This window comes from Variovorax paradoxus (assembly GCF_022009635.1).
GTDB lineage: Bacteria > Pseudomonadota > Gammaproteobacteria > Burkholderiales > Burkholderiaceae_C > Variovorax.
On the sequence record NZ_CP091716.1, the window covers coordinates 557,668 to 578,160 of the forward strand.

The 20,493-nt window shown below is 58.6% G+C and carries 18 protein-coding genes; 5 read left to right on the plus strand and 13 right to left on the minus strand.

Going from position 1 to position 20,493, the window contains the following annotated elements; all coding sequences use genetic code 11:
- Positions 1–19: 19 nt before the first annotated feature.
- The 4 genes from L3V85_RS02805 to L3V85_RS02820 all read right to left on the minus strand — a co-directional run bounded on the left by L3V85_RS02805 (position 20) and on the right by L3V85_RS02820 (position 5,752).
- Positions 20–1,735, minus strand: coding sequence for an ATP-binding protein (locus tag L3V85_RS02805; RefSeq protein WP_237677906.1), 1,716 nt, complete (start codon positions 1,733–1,735; stop codon positions 20–22).
- On the minus strand, positions 1,732–4,002 hold the full coding sequence (locus L3V85_RS02810) for a Mu transposase C-terminal domain-containing protein (protein ID WP_237677907.1): 2,271 nt from the start codon (positions 4,000–4,002) through the stop codon (positions 1,732–1,734). Before L3V85_RS02810 ends, L3V85_RS02805 begins: the two co-directional genes overlap by 4 nt.
- Positions 3,999–4,868, minus strand: coding sequence for a TnsA endonuclease N-terminal domain-containing protein (locus L3V85_RS02815; RefSeq protein WP_237677908.1), 870 nt, complete (start codon positions 4,866–4,868; stop codon positions 3,999–4,001). The genes L3V85_RS02810 and L3V85_RS02815 overlap by 4 nt, the downstream gene beginning before the upstream one ends.
- Positions 4,869–5,383: 515 nt before the next feature.
- Positions 5,384–5,752 carry a hypothetical protein gene (locus L3V85_RS02820; protein WP_237677909.1) on the minus strand — a complete coding sequence of 123 codons (369 nt, stop codon included), beginning with the start codon at positions 5,750–5,752 and terminating at the stop codon, positions 5,384–5,386.
- A 396-nt stretch (positions 5,753–6,148) separates the two neighbouring features.
- Between L3V85_RS02820 and L3V85_RS02825 the strand changes: the two genes are divergently transcribed.
- Entirely contained in the window at positions 6,149–6,520 is a 372-nt protein-coding gene (locus L3V85_RS02825) for a hypothetical protein (protein WP_237677910.1), read from the plus strand.
- A gap of 67 nt (positions 6,521–6,587) precedes the next feature.
- Here L3V85_RS02825 and L3V85_RS02830 read toward each other — a convergent pair whose 3' ends face one another.
- Together L3V85_RS02830 and L3V85_RS02835 are read right to left on the minus strand one after the other, a co-directional pair.
- Positions 6,588–7,292, minus strand: coding sequence for a PIN domain-containing protein (locus tag L3V85_RS02830; protein ID WP_237677911.1), 705 nt, complete (start codon positions 7,290–7,292; stop codon positions 6,588–6,590).
- Entirely contained in the window at positions 7,292–7,939 is a 648-nt protein-coding gene (locus tag L3V85_RS02835; RefSeq protein ID WP_237677912.1) for a hypothetical protein, read from the minus strand. Before L3V85_RS02835 ends, L3V85_RS02830 begins: the two co-directional genes overlap by 1 nt.
- A 335-nt stretch (positions 7,940–8,274) precedes the next feature.
- On the opposite strand from L3V85_RS02835, the gene L3V85_RS02840 reads away from it, so the two are divergent.
- Positions 8,275–8,742, plus strand: a complete 468-nt coding sequence (locus tag L3V85_RS02840; RefSeq protein ID WP_237677913.1) for a hypothetical protein — start codon at positions 8,275–8,277, stop codon at positions 8,740–8,742.
- 289 nt (positions 8,743–9,031) lie between these two features.
- Here the strand turns inward: L3V85_RS02840 and L3V85_RS02845 are convergent, their stop codons facing one another.
- The 7 genes from L3V85_RS02845 to L3V85_RS02875 all read right to left on the minus strand — a co-directional run bounded on the left by L3V85_RS02845 (position 9,032) and on the right by L3V85_RS02875 (position 16,247).
- Entirely contained in the window at positions 9,032–10,036 is a 1,005-nt protein-coding gene (locus L3V85_RS02845) for a hypothetical protein (RefSeq protein ID WP_237677914.1), read from the minus strand.
- A 7-nt stretch (positions 10,037–10,043) separates the two neighbouring features.
- The gene (locus L3V85_RS02850) at positions 10,044–12,557 is read right to left on the minus strand and encodes a hypothetical protein (protein WP_237677915.1); all 2,514 of its coding nucleotides are present in this window, start codon (positions 12,555–12,557) and stop codon (positions 10,044–10,046) included.
- 172 nt (positions 12,558–12,729) lie between these two features.
- Positions 12,730–13,170, minus strand: a complete 441-nt coding sequence (locus tag L3V85_RS02855; protein WP_237677916.1) for a helix-turn-helix domain-containing protein — start codon at positions 13,168–13,170, stop codon at positions 12,730–12,732.
- 250 nt (positions 13,171–13,420) lie between these two features.
- On the minus strand, positions 13,421–14,266 hold the full coding sequence (locus L3V85_RS02860; protein ID WP_237677917.1) for a metallophosphoesterase: 846 nt from the start codon (positions 14,264–14,266) through the stop codon (positions 13,421–13,423).
- Complete coding sequence (locus L3V85_RS02865) at positions 14,263–14,715, minus strand: HAD domain-containing protein (RefSeq protein ID WP_237677918.1); 453 nt, start codon at positions 14,713–14,715, stop codon at positions 14,263–14,265. Before L3V85_RS02865 ends, L3V85_RS02860 begins: the two co-directional genes overlap by 4 nt.
- Positions 14,716–14,776: 61 nt before the next feature.
- Positions 14,777–15,229, minus strand: a complete 453-nt coding sequence (locus L3V85_RS02870; protein ID WP_237677919.1) for an HAD domain-containing protein — start codon at positions 15,227–15,229, stop codon at positions 14,777–14,779.
- Between the two features lie 91 nt (positions 15,230–15,320).
- Positions 15,321–16,247 (minus strand): metallophosphoesterase, encoded by a 927-nt coding sequence (locus L3V85_RS02875; protein ID WP_237677920.1) that lies wholly within the window; start codon positions 16,245–16,247, stop codon positions 15,321–15,323.
- A gap of 539 nt (positions 16,248–16,786) precedes the next feature.
- Between L3V85_RS02875 and L3V85_RS02880 the strand changes: the two genes are divergently transcribed.
- From L3V85_RS02880 to L3V85_RS02890, 3 genes are read left to right on the plus strand one after another with little or no spacing between them, the layout of a single operon-like run.
- Positions 16,787–18,784 (plus strand): AAA family ATPase, encoded by a 1,998-nt coding sequence (locus L3V85_RS02880; RefSeq protein ID WP_237677921.1) that lies wholly within the window; start codon positions 16,787–16,789, stop codon positions 18,782–18,784.
- Complete coding sequence (locus L3V85_RS02885; protein WP_237677922.1) at positions 18,781–19,398, plus strand: hypothetical protein; 618 nt, start codon at positions 18,781–18,783, stop codon at positions 19,396–19,398. Before L3V85_RS02880 ends, L3V85_RS02885 begins: the two co-directional genes overlap by 4 nt.
- Positions 19,395–20,441, plus strand: coding sequence for a hypothetical protein (locus L3V85_RS02890; RefSeq protein WP_237677923.1), 1,047 nt, complete (start codon positions 19,395–19,397; stop codon positions 20,439–20,441). The genes L3V85_RS02885 and L3V85_RS02890 overlap by 4 nt, the downstream gene beginning before the upstream one ends.
- Positions 20,442–20,493 lie beyond the last annotated feature (52 nt).

Below are 20,493 nucleotides of genomic sequence, written 5' to 3' on the forward strand. Positions count from 1 at the left end.
CCTGAACCCAGCAAAGGAATCACAGGAATACGGATTCGGGCGTGAATTGCTTGATCACGCCGGCCGCCGTCAATGCATCGTACCCAGTGGCTCCGCCGTGGCCGCGTTGCAGAATGATTGCCCGAAGGTCGTCTGGCGGAAGTGGCGGTGCTGGTACCGTCCTCGGTGGCGAGGCTGCAGCTTCGGATTGAGAAGTTCTCTTTTTTGTCTGGCTGCGGGCCTTGGGCGGCTTTGGCGTCCTGGGCCCTTCCGAAGCCTCCTCGGCCAGCATTTTCAGGACTTGCGAGGGACTTAGGGACGCCGCCGCTGGGCCGACCTTGGCGATCAGGACGGCCGCCACGTCGTGCGCCACTCCGATGGACGTCAGCGCGGTAAGAAGCGAGTCGTTCATCTGTTGAGTTTCCGGAGGTGCCGGTAATACAGCGGACGTGGCTTCGGATGGATCCTCGGCTGATGAAGGGTCGTTTGCGAAGGCCGCATCGTTGCCGGCTACAGCGTCCTGGAGCACCGTCTCGATGTGCATGTAGAGCGGCTGCAGATCGTCGTACTTCGTGAGCGCCTTCTTGTCGCCACGACGCAGCGCCCTGAGCATGGGTTGGATCATGGCGAATTCTTCCTTTGCAACCTGCTTGAGCAGCGAGCAGGTCAGCTCCTCCGGCGAGCTCGGACGGGACTCTGCAATGGTGATCAGTCGCATCTGCGCGAGCATGAACAGGATCACCAGAAGGCTGGTGATGCCTTGGGTCAGGTCGTGTAGCGTCTGACAGAGCTCTGTCGTCAGCGGCATGAACTGGCAAGTCCATTGATGCTTCCAGAGCTTCCTCACGAAATGCGTCCAAGTCTTGTCGCACGGCATCGGATTCCACGTGAGCCCGCCCAGCATGCTCGAGCGGCGGCCCTGCCGAAAGTTTCTCGTGAGGATGGGTTCGGCCTTGGGTGTGCCGATCATCAGGACCGAAACGCCAACCTGGTTTTCCAGCTTCACCAAGAAACTCAGCACCTCTTCACCCAGCTGTCCTCGAGCTTGCTGCAAATGCTGAACCTCGTCCACCACGAGCAGGCCGATCGCATGCAAGGTGACGACCTCGGCCATGTGGACGATCAGTTCGTCGACGCCAGTTCCCTTTTTGACGTACCACTGAAAGTACTTTGTTCCGAGCAGACGATCCACCGACTTGAAGAAGTCGATGCAAAGCTGTTTGGGACCACCGGTGTGTGGACTCTCCAGTCGCAGCCAGGCGATTTGTGTCATGCACGCAAAACCACCATGCTCGATGCATTGGGGGTAGTAGCCCAAGACCCGTGCGACCGCACGCGTCTTGCCAATCCCTGAGCAACCGATGAGAGCGTTAGACAGCGCAGTGGATTCGAATGGCGGGGACACCGCAGACGCTGCTGTCTCGCTGTTGCTCATGGCGGTACGCACGCCCCCTGCCAGGCGAGCCGCGTGACCAGGCTCGAGTGGGTTCCTTCCCATGTAGCCGCGACGCAGCATCATGTCGACGCGTTCTGCGAGTTTGACCTGGCGCTCGGTCGGTTCGAAGTAGCTGCCCAAGCGCAGCACGCAGTGCTTGCGCAGCTTCGCGGGGTAGTCTCGCTCATGCTCACTGAAGACTACACCTTGCTGGAGCACCTTAATCCATTCGCTGCGCGAAAGAATTGGCGGTAAAGCCGCAATGAAGGGGTTGGCGTCGTATTCAGGAAGACTGACTGCATTCTGATAGTCGAAGGTCATGGCTGTGCTCCGTCGGTGTCGAGTTCGGTGATGTCGGGTTCGTCGTAGTCGTTGCGACGGTCTTTCAGAAATGGCAGTACCGTGGTTTTCGCCGGACGCGCTGCCTGATTCGCCGTTGCGCCGAGGCGGAATCGCTCCTCGGCGCGCCGATCATCTTTTTCCTGAGCGCGGTTTTCCCTGATGTTTGACACACGGCTGTGGTCGCTCTCGCCATCGGGAGGGGGTTGCTTGGCAAGAGCCGCTTCCACGGTGGAATTGATGACGCCAATCATTCGGGAGGTGGCCATCTGGGCCTCGGTGCGGTGGTTGGCTGAGTTGTTGGCGCTGAGGGTCAGCGCCTCGTCGATCTCCTGCAGCGAAAGTCCGCGCAAGGCGCGGCTGCGATCGGTCATGGAGCACGTGTCGAATGCCATGGGCTCATCCCCGTGAATGTAGATCTCGTCCATTCCCCTGGGGTCATACGAGACATCAACGACCCGTCCCTTGCCTTGCCGGGCCTGGTCGAACCATCGCTGCGCCATGGCCCGCTCGCCGCTGTAGAAGGCACCCTGGAACTTGATTCCCTCGGTGGTCACACTGGCCTTGCCCGTGGGCATCAACGAGAACTTCACCAACTCTTCCGGGTACCGCCGAAGTGAACCGCTGCGATGAACAATGCCCCAGTTCCACAGGTCCAAAGGGACCGGCTTCACGGCGTCGGCCAGGACGCCGCGATCGGGGTCATATTCAGCCAGCTCATGATGATTGTTGAAACGCAGAACGCAGGCGATGAAGATTCGCGTGAAGTCGTCGAGATCGAGCACCGCGTCAAGACGGTAGTCGTTGCCACCGCGCACCCGGTAGTCCGGCTTGATGTACCCGGGGGTGTAGGGCTTGAACTTCGCGGGCAGTAGGAGGAATCGCGATTCAACGATGCCCTTCCAGTCTGCGCGGTAGGCTGCCGCGTTCTCGATCATGATGTTGAAGTTCGCGCTCAGGACGTCGACGTGATGGCTTTCCATTTCGCCGCGGTCACCCAACAGATAGGTGCAAAGGTGCTGGCAAGGCCAGTCTTCCTGCTTGATGGCTATGCCGTACTTCGCGCAGAAGGCGACTTTGTCGGCGGCCGCGTTGGCCAACGCCATCATGGCGCCGACCCATGACGGCCCCTCCAAGCCAATGTAAATACCCACGATCATTCGCGAGAACGTATCAATCACCACGTACAGGACGGGTCGCCCGACTATTCGCCGACGGTTGAGCCTGGATACAACGTAGACATCTGCGATGGTCGCGTCGATCACGTAACGTGCGCCGGGACCCCATACACCTGTGGTGGCGGTTCCGGTGTAGCCGCGAAGATCCTTGTCGTAAACCCGGGCGCCCACCCGCCGGCGTTTCAGGTTCAGCGAATCGCCTTCGCGGTAGAACCAGTACTTGAACTCGCCGAACGTCGGAATGCCCGACTCCTTGGGATCGCTGTCAGGTATTCCCGACTCATTTGCAGCGCCGCTCGCTATCCCCTTCGGCAGGTATCGAATCTCCCCTGTCTCGGGGTCGACCTCTTGCTTCGTGAAGAATTTCTCCACCATGTCGTCGTAGATTCCGGGCAGAGTAAACGCGTTTTCTTTCCCGTACCTCTGGATAGCGGCCTTGAACACATTGCGGATCGCCTTATGCGCGTTGATGCCGATCTCATCGCCATATATGCGCGGACGCCCTCGCTTGGGGCTGTCGGGAGTGCACGGGCGCACAACGCCCTTGGCGCCGCAGTTTTGATAATCGGGTAACAAGGCGTTTGGCGTCTGGCCGCGCTGCCAGTAGCGTCGCAGGTGCCCATAGAGCGTGGGCTTTGTTGCTTTACCCTCGCTTTTTTTACCTATCCTGCTTTGAACAAGGACTGAGCGCTCTCGAGGAAAGAAGATCTGGATCTGTTGCACCAAGTCCTTGATAAGCGCCCAGGCCCTGTCGCGCAGTTTGATGAGACTTTTCTTCCATGGCTTGCCGCCGTTGCTGCGCAAGAATGGGTCTGGCATCAAGAGATGTGCAGTTCCCGCGAGCAAATCGTTCGTGAGTTCCTGCGAGTCCTTTCCAAAAGGAAGGGCGTGAGGTGCGTCGATGTCGATGACGAACCATATGGAGGCCACCTTCGTCTCTGATGGCTGTGGCTGTTCGTCCTGGTTCGCGCCGGGCGGTTCGGGGCGCACGACTTCATGCAGGCGAAGCAGCCGCAGGCGTTGCCCGCCGTCGGGGTAGACCAGGATGTCATTGGTCAAAAGGGGGCTCATGCTGCAGCCCTCCATTCCGCGTTATCAGCGAAGGGCGTTGCAGGCATTGCTGAAGCCGGCACGACCTGAAACCCACTTGCAGGCTCCATGATGTCGAACGGGCGATTCAGGTCGAAAGCCACCCGCTTGGTGGAGGCGAGGTGGCGCAGCATCATCAGTCCCTCTCCGGGCTGGTGGCCCCAGCGATCCTGCAGTTGCTCGAGCAGTCGGTGAAGCGAGACGGCACCGGCGCTGGCGAGCCCGTGCAAAACCTGGTCACGGCGATCGGACCAATAGTTCGGATGCGGGGCCTCGAGGTGTTCCAGCGACTGCATTTCGTACAGCCACTCGAGGTTGCCAACCCTCACCTGGGGATAGTCCTTTTCGGTCACCAGGCGCCAGGGGCGGCCGAGTGCCTGCCAGAAACGCCGCTCGATCTCGAGCTTCTCGATGCTGCGAGGATTGTCCAGTTCGCTCTGCGGCTTACATGCCACCGGAAAATCCTGTTCCTCGCCGTCGATCAAGGCCGTCACGAGGAAGTCCGTCGTCATCACGATGTCCACGCCAGTATCCCGATCGCGCGGACTTGTCACGCCCATGTTCGCTGCAATGGCACGTGTCTTTGCGCGATCGAGCGGGTACTGCTCTCGGATGTCGATCACGTAATCGTTCCAGTCGAACAGCATCAATACCGCACGCTCGATTTTTGAGAGTACGTGATGCACCCTATGGGACTTGCGACCCTGCAGCCTGGAGGACAGGCCTGTTGAGGAAAGGTCGTGGATCGTCAACCACGGTAGGTAGTCGGCACCGCGCCCTTGGCCTCGGCCTTGCTTCAAGAAGCGGGCGATCTTGTCTTCGTCGAACGAGTAACGGCGTTTAGCCATGGCGGACCTCCGTATCGCTCAAGCACCTGCGAGAGTTTTGGAAGAGCCCAGAAAGGTGAGTCGTGACGGCGCCGCGTGCGGAGCGCGGCTGTTGTTCGCAACAGCGCTGCCGGGATGGCAGCAGATGGGGCATGGGGTGGTTCATTGACTTCCTCTTTTGCAAAAAATGCCCTTTCAGGCGCATTGCATGGGAAGACCCGCGACAGCCGTCCATCCGGTCGACGCGCAGACGCACACGTCGGTGCTGTGGCACCAGTGCTACGTATTGCGCCGACCCAGTCGGACAGATCACGACCAAATTGAAGACGAACGCCTCCCCAGCACGAAGGTCTTGAAACCTCGCGCCAGTGGCAGTAGAGTCAGCGTTGTGTGAGTGCAGCGCAGACCTAAAAAGGCCCGTACGTAGTTCCTAGGCTGCGTATGGGCCTTCTGCCATCAGTGGTCAATCAATGCTTCGGGTTCTTCTCGTGCTCCTTTCCTGCCCGATCACCTGCACTCAAGGCAAGCTGATCTGGCTACGGTTCGTTTGATCCTGTACCTGCCGACACCAGGTAGGCGGCGACATCCGCGGCGAGGACATACGTCCCTCGCCGGTGCGGTGTGTCCATGCAGCGAATCGGGAGATGCCCGCGCTCCAGGCTTTTCTCCAGCGCTGAAACTGTCTTGAAGCGCAGTACCTCGGCCAGCGCTGGCGAATCCAGCACGGGCCCGTAACGCGACATCAGAAAAGCCTCGATGCGCTGCTGCTGTGCATGCCTGTGTGCGCCCGCGCACTGCGCTGGTTGAGGTGGCGCTACATCCATCTGATTCGAAGTCATCTCGCCATGATGAGCGAGGCGGCCCCCTGTGAAAAGTCGCAAAAACAGGCCGCCGACGGTGCGCATCAGCCGAAATCGGACATGGATTTACTCCGTGCAGTAGGACTGCGCGGAGCAAATCTGTCCCCGCATACAAAGCCCAAGATTTCCAACTCATTTTTGAGTTAGGCTTCGCTGCGTGTTAACGAGCCCCAGAGGCAAAATAAAAAATCACGCTGGTGTTGCAGAAGTGCGGAATCGCCCCCCGTCGTGCTTTGTCACCCCTCGTCGCCCCTTTCTCCGACCAAACCTGAACCGGTGCACGTTTCTTGTCACGCCCTGCTTTTGCCCCGATTGGCGGCGATCGGAGAGCTCGCGAACCGCTTCATTTCGGAGGCTGCCGGCAGAGCGGGGCTTAACGCAACCCAGTGGCTCATCGGGTTTCATCTCGAGAAGCACGCGTCCGTGGGGGAGCGCTCAGCGATGAGCCCGAAGCGATTGGCGGCACTCATGATGTGTCCCCAGACGCGCGTCATCACGCAACTCACGACGATGCAACGCAAGGGTCTGATCGAGCCGATCGTCTTCGACCCTGCGATGCCTCCTCCTTCACCTTCCGAGGGTCGCAAGTTCTATGCGCTGACGACGGCCGGCTTGAGGTTGATCAACAGAAGCATGCGTGATTCGGCGCCAGGGGACGAGGTGTTTGCGAGCTTGCTGTCTTCCAAGCTGGCCGGCGAGATCAAGCACCTTCACAACAGACTTGAGGACGCCTCCGTGGAGGACTTGCTGGGTTCCGTGGCGGATCTTCAAGCCGCAGTGAGGCAGCGGGTCGTGAAGAGGACTCGTCGGTGATAAGTTTGCGTACTTAGCAGGCCACAGCATGTGGCGTCTTCGAGCACGGCTGCCGATGCTCCGGAACTCAGACACCGAGAATGTGCTTTGCCAAATCCCATGTTGACGCGTACTCGATATTGAGCGGCGCGAACTCGGTGGCCAGCTCAGCTCGAAGTCGGGAACCGGGCGCTTCGGCATAGTCCTTCGTATTCGACGAGACGAAGACCACGGGTGCCGTGAGCCCGTCCTCCCGCAAGTCCCGGATCGCTTCCAAGTAAGTCTCGATGACAACGCAATCCTTCATCGAATCCTTGCCTTTGTGCGCTGGCGCTTGAGCTTGGTTCAGCCGAGACAACGCTCTTCCAGCCGTGTCGTTGGATTGTGGAACATTGAGCGCCGCAAGAACCCAGCGATCCACCGCTGCGCGAGCGCGAACCACATGATCGTCCAAATGAGAAAGATCGGTGCTTCCAACTGCGCCAAGAGCGGATGCGATGGCGTCGATGCGCTTCACCCGGTCACCGAGTCTCGCCATGGCGTCCTTGGCCTCTTCTTGGACGTGATCTACGTGTTCGACAAGTTCAAGCTGCACTTGCGTGGCGATCAGACCGACAAGGATGGTTTTCGATTCGACCGCTGCGAGCAATCCCATCCCGGCACTAACATGATGGGCATGCATCGTGTCCCGGTTTGGGTCTCGCATGATGTCGAGAATTGAGCATGTGTCCAAGCATAGGACCGGCGCAGCCAAGTCAACGAGGCGCGCAATCTCCGCAGCGGGCAGGGCCATTACTTGCACTTGTCGTATTGCTTGAGCAGGTCCAGAGCAAAGTCGTACTCCCCCGTCAGGCGCTCGGCGACGGAATCCGGCCACTGCTCGACTTCGATCAGCCAGCGCCTTAGGGTCGAGCCGTCCAACTTTGCGTCGTGGCGATGCGCCTCGATCAAGAATTCCATCCACCGCTTTTCATCAGCAGGATGACCGGAACCTGTCGATTTGTTGGCGATTGCGGAGAACTTGCGTAACGCTTCGGCTCCAATGGCTCCCAGCCATGCGGAGATCGGGAGTTCGGGTTCAGAGAGCGACGAGGCATATCCGATCTGATGGGCTGCGGGCTCGGCAATTTCTTTGAGGAAAGCGTTCAGCACTCGGTTGTATTCCGCGTAGTCAAGCTGGCCGACCTCGACCGGCACCACGTTGCTCACTTTGTACCCATCCCTGGTGAGCCACAACACCACCACTGCCGCCTTGACCTCTTCGGAAGCTGCACGCTTGAACCTTAGGGACTGCTGCTCACCTGATGCATCGTCTTTCAGATAGCTCCAAGGCGGCTGAGCCAAACCAATCAGCGCGTTGCGGAGCCCGGGATGGTCGAGGGCAGCACCGCCCGAGATGTGAAGGTCCTGAAAAACTTGGATGGTCTGTCGGCTGGGCATGCTGGTTTCCTCGGGTTCCGTTGACGCGACGATAAGTTGGTCTTGACCTCGTGCAGCCACGGTGGTCGAGCAGTATGCACACGCAACGGTGCTAGTCGGCGCATGCGGCGGAGAATAGAAAAGCATCGTAGCAACTTCGTTGCCAAGCGAATTCCCATGCCCTCAACGAGAGAGCGCCTCGGACTCTCGCAGCGTCAAGTCCGAATGGAGATGTGAAGCGAAGCACGATGGCAACTGTGGGTCACGTCCGCTACATTGATCCGACAAGGCGTAACAAGCCACCGTTTCATGGCGATTTCGAGGTTGAAAGGAGCAAGGCATGAGGGAAGACGACGATGGCAGGTGAGCAGGTCAGACTCGATCCGCAGGTCACGGGGAACGTGGGGCTGTACTTCACCTGCTTCCAACTATCGTTGCGCGGCTGGAACGTCATGCCGACGGCGCGAAATGCCCGTGGCGTGGACATCGTCGCCTACGACGCTTCTGCATCGCGGTACATCGGTATCCAGGTCAAGTCGCTGAGCAAACGTGATGCTGTGCCAGTTGGTGCTTCCCTGTCGAAGGTGATGGGCGACTTCTGGATCATCGTGAATCGGATCGCGACGAAGCCCCAAGCGTTCGTCTTGTTCCCCGAGGAGGTGCGCCGACTTTCGCACTGCGCGAAGTCCGGCGCCGGGAGCTTCTGGCTCGAAGCGAAAGACTACGATGCCGAGCCATTTCGGGATGCTTGGCATCGCATCGGCATGGGGCATTCGCCCGCTGGACTCCCTGAATGTGGGCGTCACTTGCGTGTTGGGCCCTGACGGCCTACCGCTCCAGTGGTCGGCACATACCTATATTGCGCCCGGCCAGCTCCTGCAAAAGACATTCAGCGTTTACCGTTATGGCGACGATGCGCAGAAGCTGGCCATCGCCGAGCGGCAGAAGCAGTTGGAACAAATGGAGGGCCGCGCGCGGTTGCATCCGGTCGAAGAGCAGGTTCGAAGCTCTTCGGCAAAGAAGGCATCGAGACGGTCCATTGGGAGTGATGGCTCGTGTGTCGATCTCTTGCCGTGCAAGCTCCCTCAATGACATCGAACCGACTTCTTCTATCTATGCTAACGAATCTACATGCTCGCGAGCTTCAAGCAAAAATGTGCGCAGGTTCACGGAGTTAGCAAACTGAAGTGCCACGGAGTACCGTGGGTACTCACCGGCATGTGCGGCACCATTCATGAGTTGATAAGCTTGATAGAACGCCAGCATGATTGCGTGCCAACTAGCCGTTGCATCGTCCATCTTCGCTGCAGGTCTAAGCATTGCAGCGAAGAAGGTCGGTTTCAGTTTAGGTTGACCTGGAGTATCGAAGCAGGAGGCAAAAATCTTGGCAAAGGCGCCAAGTTGCTTTGGAGAACTGTTCAATGTCAGCTTCAGCAGTCTGGAAATGAGCGACGTTGCATCGGTCGCCGCGTTCGGTCGGTACTTCCATTGGTCGAGCACGGCATCGAGGTTACGCTGATAGTCATTCAGCGCCCGAGCGCAATCGATCACCGGTCCTCCGTGGGCCGTGTCCACGAACTTTTGCAGCGCGGTGCCGTTGTGTCCCAGCAAGTAACTCAGCCGCCCAACAAGCGAGGCCTCGAGCTCAAACGTCAGCTTGGATACTTGCTCTATTCGAGCATCGGCGCAGTCGAGCATCTTCTCCTCAGCTGCGAGGCCGAGATCGGCGATATGAAAGAACGTTTCCCGCCCCGGTAGTAACGGGAACCAGTCCGGCAGCGTTATCGGAGAGCCTCCTTGAGGCATTCGAAAATCGTCCTTCGCCAAAAGCAAAGCAGTTATTCGACGCACGGTCTTGCCCTCAAGCTTTTCAAACTCGGATTTGTTGTCATCGAAGATTTCGTGGACATCAGCGAGGACCGCATTCGCGCTAAGAAATGTGGGGCCTCGCACCACGAGGGGAACGACCGCTTCTCCGTCAACAACCCTTCGCACGCTGTCGGCAAGCTCTGCCCGCGGGGTCATGGAGCATCGAACCCAAAAAATGCGAAGAACATTTCCGACCTTCCAATCAATCCCAGCAACCAATTCGATGATGCGGTCTGGTGTGTATTCCATGTCTTACTCAATTGATGTTCGGCGCCGCCGACCCGGCCAGTCTAGCCAGTAGTCGAACACCTGGCTTGACGTTTCCTCCCTGATCTTGCAGGAAGTTTGCAAGGGATCCGCTCGTCAGTAGCCGCGCGGGAGTCATCCGCGTAGCTGCGCCGAATGGAGCTGCAAGAGCTTCAAAATTGTTGATCGGACAGGCGAAGGCACGTGGATGCTTGCGCGCAATCTCTTGAAGGACGCTGGTGATTGCAGAAAGCCACGGCTCCTGCGTTCGCCCACTTTCGCTCAGGTATTCAGCGAGCATGTGGTTGAAAAACTCATAGCGAGGACTTCGCTTGAGCTTTGCCGCCACCAGTCGCTCCTTGCCGAAATTGACGAAGTGCGTCGAATCCAATATCTCTCCGTCCATTCGATGATTGTTCGCGATTAACCAATCACAAAAATCGACCATGAGGTTCACGGTTAGATAGGGGTGACCACAGGTCTCCTCGTAGACACTACTCGAGAACGACGGATGGAAGGGAAGTCTGTCGGTCAAAACGCGCTTTAACAGCTGAGTGAACTCGGTATCCGCGGCTCCTTCAATGTGATCGAAGAGCGGAAAGTTGTACTGCTTCACCAAGGGGCTAAGTTGATTCTGTGCCGACAGGATCAAGTAGGCATCAGGACGCTGTCCCATGAAGATCAATAGGTTTTTGGTCGCGAAGGCAACCATCTGGCTCAGGAGAGGAAGCGCAACTTTGAATTTGAGTCCAGATTCGTCGTTGACATAGGCGTTCACGATGCCGAACAGGGTCTCATACTCGTCAAGAATGAAGACGACACGACGCTGCGGAGCCTCGTTGCTTGTGGTGGCCAGAACGCATTCGTCCACGATGCTCTGAAAGAAGTCAGGCTCTATCTCCTCCCTTGCCTTGAACGCTTCCTTCAACCGTCGCTTGAAGATGTTTTGCTCGAGCTGCTGTTTCGGAAGCTGATCCATCGATTGCATCACAACGACTGATCGACCATGCGGGTCTGCAAGCGTGCTCGCCGCAGTCGTCTTGCCAGACCGACGTATGCTGCACCAAAGATGAATCCCATTGCTGCCCTCAATCTGCTGAAGCAGCCGCTTGACACTGTGACGTTCGACAAGAAACTGTCGTCTGAAATCAGGATCATCGAGCGGAAACTCACTCGCGTAGTTTCGAGTCATCAATGTCGGATCGCTGGCCTCCACATAGGCCTTCGTTTGTGATTCGAGCTGTGCGTAAACGAGTTCCGAGAACTCCTGAACTTGCCCCGAATCGACCGTCACGTTTTTCGCATCCAGGATCCTCGCCTCGCGTTCAAGGTCGACCCATGACCTCACCTTCTCGCCGAGCTGCCCGACAACGACAACCGCGTGCAGGGATAGAGCATCGCTGATCGGCAACTCGTGCTCAACAATGCCGCTGAAGAACGTGGAGACGAGGGTTTCATGGCTGACTCCTTCGCGCCGCAATGACAATGTGATGTCTAGACGCGGCGGTTCCAACACCGAAACGCGGCATAGCCGGGGAAGAAAGACCTCCTCGCGATGAAAGCGATTAGCGAGGCTCTCTAGTGCCAGAAGCGTCGGCAAGATCGTGATGTAGAGGTCCCTGTCGCGGTCAGAAGCCGGGAATTCATCCAGCAGGGCTAACGCATCACCACCACGACAGAAACCCAAGGGCGCAAGCCAAATTCGCAGATTGCGCTGCAGCAGCGTCCACCCTAAGCGCTGTCCAAACCTCGATCTTCCGTAACCGCGCAGGATTCCGGTAAGCACGCACGATGCGAGTCCCCAAACAAGCTGTGCGTCTCTGGAAGATTGAACATCGCGGTGTTCCGCGAAAATTAACACCACGTAGTAAAGGAAGTTCTGCAGGCCGCTGATGCTCTTGATTTCAGCGACCTCTGGCGACAAGCCACGGCCGACCTGGAACGAGAACCCTCGCGTGAAGATGTCTTGTGCGTGAACCGCGAACTCTTCCCCGATCCCATCAACTTCGGCGTGCCACTGCGCAGCATGACCGAGCTCGTTTAAAGTTTTTCCGAAAATGAATTGGAGCGCGTCACGATACTGGTTCGCCCACTGAAAAATGTGGCGCTCCCCGAGCTCCTTTAGTAGCAACGCGTACTCCTGCTGCAACGGCAATCTAAGTGCCGGCATCATCGGAGGTTTTGCGCTGTGGAGAGCTCCGGATGCCACTACACGGATTGCCGGAAACTTCGCCAGTCGCGCGGATAGCGCTTCCGTAAGCAGCCTCTTCCTCTGCTTATAGAAGCGCTCGATCAGACCGGAAAGATCGGGGGCTATCAAAGCTACAACCGAAACTGGGGTGTCTTTTAACAGCAAAAGCAGCGTGTCGTAGGCGTCGTTGATTCGATGGTTGTCCAGCATCGCCGCAATTTCGGTGATCCTTTGCCGGGTCGCTGCGCCTACTGTAGTCATCATCTTTTCCCTTCTCTTGCTGCGTTGAGTCCATCCGATCTTACGTGCGGCATCCCAAGCCTTGCCCTGCACGGATTCGATGCCAGAACTACTCGATCCGAGACTTGGGCGCTTCAGCTGCTGTAAGCAACGTCGATAAATGCAAATGAACTCAGATCTACTGCCACTCAATGCGAATCTCTCGAGGAGCTATCGTGTCGCGCAGGTTCGAATCCTGCCGCCTTACTCTTGCTGCAGCGCAGCACTATCGCGTGGCTAGGCGTTCCGCAACTTCGCGTGCACCGAGGTCCCTCACCGCCGCAAGGCTTTCGAGCTGCGCCGCCCGCGGCCGTGCCTTGCCTTGCTCCCAGTGGTAAATCGTTTGTCCGGACACACCGACCAGCTGTCCATAGATCGATGCAGACAGCCCAAGCTTGGTACGATGCGCCGCCAATCTGGTCGCGCTGAATCGGCGCTTCATACCTGCTGCCGCTTCATGGCCCGGATCAGTCGCCGTGGCGGGGCGCGTTGCCTCCTTCGCAACACGGCGCAGTTCTTTCTCGAGCGCATTCACTTGGCGACGTAGCTCGGCAATCGACGCGCGATGCGCGACCGATGCCTTCTTGAGCGTTTCGATTTCCGCACGCACTTCTTTTCGAGCAACGCGGGAGATCTCAGATTTAAGGATCGAGGCGATATTTGGCATGCACGCATTGTGCCGCGCCTCTGCCGTCGGGCCTTCTTAGCACGCATACATACCTAGCGAGGCTCTGTTACCCCTGCACTGCAAGACCTAAATTGCTTTGCGCAGCACGTCCGCATTGCAAGCGCTCTCGAAACGTCTTGGGAGGACTCGGCATCAAAAATGATGAAGCATCCGTGATCTGGCGTGAGCCTTGGTGTCCCAAGCCAACGAGGTCTCGACTCCCTATGGAGGTCGGAGATGATGAAGAGTTTCACCAGTTGTTGCTCCCGGTGGGAGACTTCAGATCGATGACTAGGCCAGGATCGAACGCCTTGTTCTCGATCCTGCCGCTCCAGTTCACGTAACCTCGCGGGTTGCTCACGACGCGGCAGGAGCGGACTCGATAGTCGAACTGCTGATGCGTGTGACCATGCACCCAAAGCACGGGCACATCGAAAAAGGCATCTGGGAGTTCGTTCACAAACGCACCCGAGGACCAGTCGTCGGCGTAGCGCTGCGCGAGCGAACCGCGATGCGGCGCATGGTGCGTCACAACCACCGTCGGTCCAGCGAGCGATTCTGAAAGCTTGTCTCGCAGCCAGGCGCGTTGCCCCTGGTGAATCTGCAGCGTGTCGGCGGCTTGAAGCTTTCGTCCTTGCTTGTCGCGCCATGTATCGGGTTCCGCCGACTCGTCGACCGTGCGGATCAGCGCGTAGTCGTTCAGCAGATTGGTCGCCATCTTCATGGCCCGTGCGACATCGCTGATCGGACCTTCGGGCGTCTCGATGGCGAGCGCGAAGTCGGTCCACAGGGTCGCGCCGAGGAAGCGCACGCCGTCGATCACCATCTCGTCGCCGTCGAGCAGATGGACATTGCTGCCTTCGGCTTCGCGGCGCGCTTCGGCCAGTGTCGTGTCCAGCCGTCCGTCGTAGTACTCGTGGTTGCCCAGCAGGTAGATCACGGGCTTGCCACGAAAGCGGTCCATCGCCCACTGAACTGCGCGCTTGGCCGGCGAATGGATGTCGCCGGCGAGGATGACGGCATCGAACTCGACATCAGGCGTCGGCTCGAAGGGAGCGAACTCGAGATGAAGATCGGAAAGAACCAGTACTTTCATCGATGTGCTCCTTCGAAGTGCGTGCGAAGCTGGGCACTTGCCTTGTCGTCGAAACCGACGAACGAGCCGCAGACGACCAGGTGGTCCTTGCAGCGGTCGAACTGCCATTCGGCATCGTCGAGCGCCACCCAGAGCCCATCGATCGCGTCGTGAGGTTGCAGCCAGGCGAGGATCTGTCCTTCGCGATGGGCGAATGGGTGGGGAAGGCCGAATTCGCGGGGTGGTGTCGCACCAATGATTCGAACCCGAATGTCTTCAGAGAACGGGTTGAGGAGTGTCTGGTAGGCAAGCCGCTCGCGCCAACTCGAGCTGATGACGATCTTCACATGCGGGAACTCGCGCAGCAGTTCTTCCAGGCGCGGCAGGAAGCAGAAATCTGTGCCGTCGTTGGGCAGGTGTCCCTCTCCGTCCAGATGCAGCACGCCGTCGAAGTCGAGAAACAAGATCATCTCAGCTCGCTTACCTCAAAGGGTGGGAACTCGAGGTGAAGATCGGAAAGAACCAGCACTTTCATCGGAGTGCCTCTTCAAAGTGAGTGCGAAGCTCGGCACTGGCCTTGTCGTCGAAGCCGGTGAACGAACCGCACGCCACCAGATGGTCCTTGCAGTGGTCGAACTGCCAGTAGGCGTCATCGAGCGCAACCCAGGACTCGTCGATTGCATCGTGGAACTGAAGCCAGGCAATGATTTCTCCTTCACGCTTCCCGTACGGCGGCGGAAGGCCGAAGCCCGAATGCGGCGTGGCTCCAAGAATCCGGGCCCGGATGTCGCTGGAGAACGGCTTCAGCAAGGTCTTGTAGAGAAGCTGCTCGCGCCAGGATGAACTGATCACGATCTTCACGAACGGGAACTCGCGCAGCAACGCCTCCAGGCGTGGCAAGAAACAGAAGTCTGCGCCGCCGTTGAGGATGTAATCCTCCCCTTCGGGATGAAGCACGCCGTCGAAGTCGAGGAACAGGATCACGCCGGACCTCCCCATCCATTCTCATCCGGTGGCCAAGCCAGATGCGAGCCCAGGTCGACGCTGAAGGCGCGGAACAGCGTCGCGGCGGTCCTCATACGACACCACCGTATTGAATGGCGTTGAGCATCGAACGCACTTTGTCCGAACTGCCTCCGGCAGCTAAGGCTGCTGGCGTTTGGCCATCGAGCCATTCGTGCGGCTTGTCCAGCCAGGCTTGGGCCTCTACGCCGAACACCTGAGCAGCGAGATCCAGCAAGTCTCGTGGAGTACCTCTCAACCCAGTCTCATCAAGCGGCCACGCCAGGTGCGAACCCATGTCGACTCCGAAGGCGCGGAATGGTCCTGCGGCGGTCTGCATCCCCTCGGCGAGATAGTCGATGTTCTGATGGTGGTGACCATGGACCACCAGTTGGACGCCAAGTGTCTCGGCGAGTTCATCGATCGCCTTGCAGCCGTGTGGATGGGCCGACGGCGCCTCGTGCGTCACCAGGATGTCGGCGGGCGCGCTCCGTCGCAGTTGCTGGAAGTCGTCAGGGAAGATCGTGGAACGATGCCGGCGGGCAATGCCGTCTCGCCAACGCTCTTCGCGGCGCATGGACCGACGCAACGCGTCGGCCGAGACGCATGCCGCTTCGTTGATCGGGCGCCGCGGATCCCAGATCTTGCCGCGGAAGATGCCTCCCAGACCTGCGACTCTGTACCCGGCGATCTCGACGATGCGCCCGTGCAGGTTGCGGTCGGCGAGCTTCGATCCCCACAGGTTGTCGTAGTCGGCATCGGAGTCCGTGTCATGGTTCCCGTGGATGAGCCAGACCTCGGCGAGGTCCAGGATCGGGCCCAGCTCGATGTGTAGAGGCTGGCGCGCCTGGATGTCCCCCAGCAGCACGATCGCCTCGGGCCGAAGACGATCGACCGTGGCGATCACGGGCTCGAAGTCGCCATGAGGGTCGCCGACGAACAGGAGCTTGGGGTTGGTGCCTGGTGGTGTGAGAGAGGAAAACTGCTTTGGGCTGATCATTCTGGGCTCCTGGATGGAGCCGAATTTGTCAGCTCCTGGACTGGGGAACGAGGATGAGGCGAAGCGATATCGCCGCTGCTATCCGGTTCGAGGTTCGGGTCGAGGTCCGCGAACATATGGCCACGCGCACAGCGGCGCCCGCGTCGGATGCGACGCGTTGGGTGGTGGCGGCTGAGAAGTTCAACATGGCGTTTGGAGGTAAGTCTTGAGGGAGCGTTTTCGTCGGGCTCATCTTAGCGGTGGCTACTACATCGGGCAAACATCCTGCGGATCAGCACCATTGCCGTGGCGAATCTGTACGGCACGCATGGCCAAGCACAGACGCAAGCGAGTTCGCATCCATCAACTACGGGCATGCTACACAAAGTGCTGACACGCATCCATCGGGCAGTCATTGCAGGGTCAAACCCCTGGACCGGTCTTGTTGCGATTGGATACTATTGAGGAATTGCCTCTCGGCTCGGTGACGCCCTTCGAGAACTGTCCATGCCCCGTTCGCTTCTGCCTTGCACTCGCTCCACGGCCACTGAAAGCCATAAATGACCTCTTCGGACTCGATGCGCTTTACCTTTCCCCGGATTTCTCGCGTCCAACTTCACGCGTTTTCGCTCTATAGCCTCGAACCCAATGCGGCGCTGCAGATCAAGCCCGGTGTGACCTGCATGGCAGGGGCAAATGGCATCGGGAAATCGACCTTTCTCTCTACGATCAACTACGCACTCACCGGGGTGGTCCCGCATCCCAAACGACATTTTCTGTCGGCAATGGCTTATCAGAAGGAGGCTGCCGACTTCACCAAGGATTTCTTCGACGGACGTATCATCGAATCGGATCGCGATTCGGCCGCGGTTTCAGTCGAGTTCTCCATCGCCGACAAAGATTACGTGATCAAACGGGGTCTGTTCGAGGCCTCGGCGCTGCAGAAGTGCCACATCTCTCACCAGGGCAAAGTACTCTTCGACTCCGAGATGCACGAGGCCGCTCACGCGGATGCGCACTATCGTGAGGCGATGTGCCGCGACATCGGACTCAGTTCGTTCGAACAGTTCGTGATGGTGCAGCATTTTCTGCTGACCTTCGACGAAAGCCGCCACCTCGTCTTCTGGGACAAAGAAGTTTCCGCGGCATTGCTCTATTTGTGCTTCGGCGGCGATCCGAAGGAAGCCGCGATGGCGGACACGTTGAACCGGGAGATGGAAAAGGCTGGCTCCCGCGGGCGCAATTTTCAGTATCAAGCTAACAACCTAGCCAAGCGTATCGAGATCCTCGAGCAGTCGTTGGCCCCCCAGGGCGGCACCGAGCCCGAAGTGGAGCGCGCCCGCGCGCACTACGAGGCGCTGCATGATGCAGCCAAAGAAGCGCTGGTGAACTCGGAAGAGGTCGATGCACGTCTGAGCGACGCGGAACTCAAGGTCATGCAGGCGAGCGCCTCTGTTGCCGGCCTCAGGGCAGCCTATGGCGAGATTTTCGAGCGGTTCGTGAACGGCACCGCAAACGCAAGGCAACATCCCCTTGTCCAGCTCGCGCTTGCAGACTGCAAATGCCCCGTCTGCAGTGCTTCCGACTCTCAGGTAGCCCCCCGCATTGAAGCGAAGCTTCTGAGCGAGCACTGCCCGCTGTGTGATGCGGCCCTGACCCGCACAAGCGGCGTCGACGCCGGCGTCCAAGCGGAGCTTGAGGACGTCGACAAAAAGCTGGCCGTCGGTCGTCGCCAGCTCGAGGAAGCTGTCGCAATCCTTGATCGCCATAAAAGGGCCGCGACTGCGGCCAAGCAAAAAGTCGCATCGACGTACGAGAGCATCGCGACTTTTGAGGAGCTCAATCGCCAGGCGATTGACGGCTTCAAGGTACTCGCGGCCACGCAGGACGGCGCTGTAGCCGAGAACCTCAAGGCCATCCAGGCAGCGAGGCGTGACCAGTTGGCCGAGCGCGATCATGAGTACCTGCAGCGCGACAAGTATCGCGACGAGCTTCGTGGGCTTCAACGCGAACTTGCCAAGCGCTACTCCTTTGTGGAGCAAGAATTCGTGCCTCGCTTCAAGCAGCTTGCCGAGACGTTTCTGGGCATCGACCTGAATATTTCCCTCGTCATCGGACAGGCCACGGGCCTGCATCTAGAGCTGGAGATGCGCGGGAATTCTCGTCGCCAGCAGCACCAGCTTTCGGAGAGTCAGCGCTTTTTTGTGGACATTGCGTTGCGCATGGCGTTGGCTCAGCACATATCAGCGCCTAGCGGCGAGGCTACGCTCTTCGTCGATACACCGGAAGGGTCGCTGGATATCGCGTATGAAGATCGGGCCGGAAAGATGTTCGCGGACTTCGTTCGAAGCGGCCACGATCTGATCATGACGGCAAATATCAACAGCTCCAAGCTGCTGCGCACACTGGCCTCAACCTGTCATGCCGAGCGGATGGAAATTGTGCAGATGACTGGCTGGACCGAATTGTCCGATGTTCAGGAAAACGCGAGCGGATTGTTTCGCGAAGCCTATGCCGACATTCAGTCCGCGCTCAACTCCACGACCGCCGCCTCATGAGCAATCCAGAATCGTTTTTCGACTGCCTGCACACGATCGCCAAGCTGCAGCGATCGCTGCAGGGTCTGAGTCAGTTAGATATCCAGCGCATCGGCTATTTGTCCTGCATCCTCGCGCTATATGACAAGAAGCCAGTCGCCGACTGGGGATATCAGTTCGCCAACACTGACTTGGGGAAACCCTTCAGCTACGAACTGAGCAATGCGATGAAGACCTTGCATGCGAGTGGGCGGCTGCTCGAAGAAGACGGCCGCTTCCAACTCAGTGACGACGGACAAGCCATGCTTCGCGCGCTGGACAACCTTGAGGCATCCCGCGCAAGAAAGCGCTATCTGGATGCGGCATGCTTCAGCATGCTGGCAGTGCCGCGCTCGACCCTCTCGCAAGGCCTCGACCGCGAACCCACAGTCGCCTCCAGCCAACTGAGAAGCAACGGAGCGATGCTGCTCGATGGCCCAGCGATCACGCTTCTTTACGACCAGCTCGCGGGCTTAGCCACTATCGCTGGGCCTGAATCGACTGATCTGGTCAGCCCGTCGGTGCTTTGGCTAAGCTATTCGGCCGACGCCGCGGTATCGCATGCTGTTTCCAACCAAGAGGGAATGCACGCATGATGTACGACATCGAGAGAATGCGCCGGTTGCAGGCTGGCAGCTATGTCTCGGGAGTCACTCGAGCTTACGGCGAGCGAGGGGTAAAGGCTCTTAACGAGATGATCGACCTGGTTGTCCGTGTGTACAGACGCCTCGACCCCGGCTCGCGCTCCCAACCACTGGCATTCTTCTGCTGCATGGAGCCGGCAGGCACGACCTTGCCGGCCCCGAAACACAAGATCCTGGATCCGGATCTGCTTGACTATGAATTGGATGGTTCGAGCCTAGCGCACGTAGTGGGCACACAGACGCTTCACGTGTGCGACCTCGGCAACCTCGATCTTCTTGAACTGTCGAGAACTGGCATCGTCTATCACTATGACCGGGGCCTTGAACGCATACTTGTCAAAGGTGAAAAATTCCAACTGCACAATCCACTCAGCGGCTCGCCCAGCGTCTTTTGCAGGCCAACGTTCACCTCATTGATGCATGCTCTCAATAGATACCGTGCAACTTCTGCGTTGAACTCTTCATGTCGCATCTTGAAAGCAGTTTGGGTCAACGAGAAGGAACGTTGGTACTTCCGATCCAAGCCAGAGGCCACTATGCGCTCGTCTCTCACGCAGTACCTTGAAAACGTGCTTCAGGATGCCGAAGTACGCGCGGAACAAAACGTGGACGAATCGCATCCAGTGGACATCAAGATTTCGTGGATGTCCTCGGGCCTTCGAGCCATCATCGAGATCAAGTGGCTTGGCGATTCGGTTGACGACGCTGGCAAACCCACGACGACTTACCGGGATGCGCGCGCGAACGACGGCGCGGACCAGTTGGCCAAGTATCTCGACTCCTCCCGCCAGTTTGGCTCAAGTGTGCTTACGCGCGGCTATCTGGTGGTGTATGACGCGCGGCGGCGCGGCCTGTCGCCGGCGATGACGAGCCTCACTCATGCCGAGGGGCATCATTACCGCGATCTGGAGATCGAGTACGAGCCCGACTTCAGCGTTCAGCGCACCGATTTTGAGGCGCCGGTTAGATTCTTCATGAACCCCATCTGTTCCTAGCTTCCGCCGAACGTCGAGGCGTCCAGAAAAAATGAGGAGGCGTGCATGGGGC

Excerpts from the sequence above, each read along its gene's own strand:
- L3V85_RS02805 (WP_237677906.1), bottom strand. The coding sequence starts at position 1,735 with ATGACCTTCGACTATCAGAATGCAGTCAGTCTTCCTGAATACGACGCC.
- L3V85_RS02810 (WP_237677907.1), bottom strand. The coding sequence starts at position 4,002 with ATGAGCCCCCTTTTGACCAATGACATCCTGGTCTACCCCGACGGCGGG.
- L3V85_RS02815 (WP_237677908.1), bottom strand. The coding sequence starts at position 4,868 with ATGGCTAAACGCCGTTACTCGTTCGACGAAGACAAGATCGCCCGCTTC.
- L3V85_RS02820 (WP_237677909.1), bottom strand. The coding sequence starts at position 5,752 with ATGCGCACCGTCGGCGGCCTGTTTTTGCGACTTTTCACAGGGGGCCGC.
- L3V85_RS02825 (WP_237677910.1), top strand. The coding sequence starts at position 6,149 with ATGAGCCCGAAGCGATTGGCGGCACTCATGATGTGTCCCCAGACGCGC.
- L3V85_RS02830 (WP_237677911.1), bottom strand. The coding sequence starts at position 7,292 with ATGGCCCTGCCCGCTGCGGAGATTGCGCGCCTCGTTGACTTGGCTGCG.
- L3V85_RS02835 (WP_237677912.1), bottom strand. The coding sequence starts at position 7,939 with ATGCCCAGCCGACAGACCATCCAAGTTTTTCAGGACCTTCACATCTCG.
- L3V85_RS02840 (WP_237677913.1), top strand. The coding sequence starts at position 8,275 with ATGGCAGGTGAGCAGGTCAGACTCGATCCGCAGGTCACGGGGAACGTG.
- L3V85_RS02845 (WP_237677914.1), bottom strand. The coding sequence starts at position 10,036 with ATGGAATACACACCAGACCGCATCATCGAATTGGTTGCTGGGATTGAT.
- L3V85_RS02855 (WP_237677916.1), bottom strand. The coding sequence starts at position 13,170 with ATGCCAAATATCGCCTCGATCCTTAAATCTGAGATCTCCCGCGTTGCT.
- L3V85_RS02860 (WP_237677917.1), bottom strand. The coding sequence starts at position 14,266 with ATGAAAGTACTGGTTCTTTCCGATCTTCATCTCGAGTTCGCTCCCTTC.
- L3V85_RS02865 (WP_237677918.1), bottom strand. The coding sequence starts at position 14,715 with ATGATCTTGTTTCTCGACTTCGACGGCGTGCTGCATCTGGACGGAGAG.
- L3V85_RS02875 (WP_237677920.1), bottom strand. The coding sequence starts at position 16,247 with ATGATCAGCCCAAAGCAGTTTTCCTCTCTCACACCACCAGGCACCAAC.
- L3V85_RS02880 (WP_237677921.1), top strand. The coding sequence starts at position 16,787 with ATGACCTCTTCGGACTCGATGCGCTTTACCTTTCCCCGGATTTCTCGC.
- L3V85_RS02885 (WP_237677922.1), top strand. The coding sequence starts at position 18,781 with ATGAGCAATCCAGAATCGTTTTTCGACTGCCTGCACACGATCGCCAAG.
- L3V85_RS02890 (WP_237677923.1), top strand. The coding sequence starts at position 19,395 with ATGATGTACGACATCGAGAGAATGCGCCGGTTGCAGGCTGGCAGCTAT.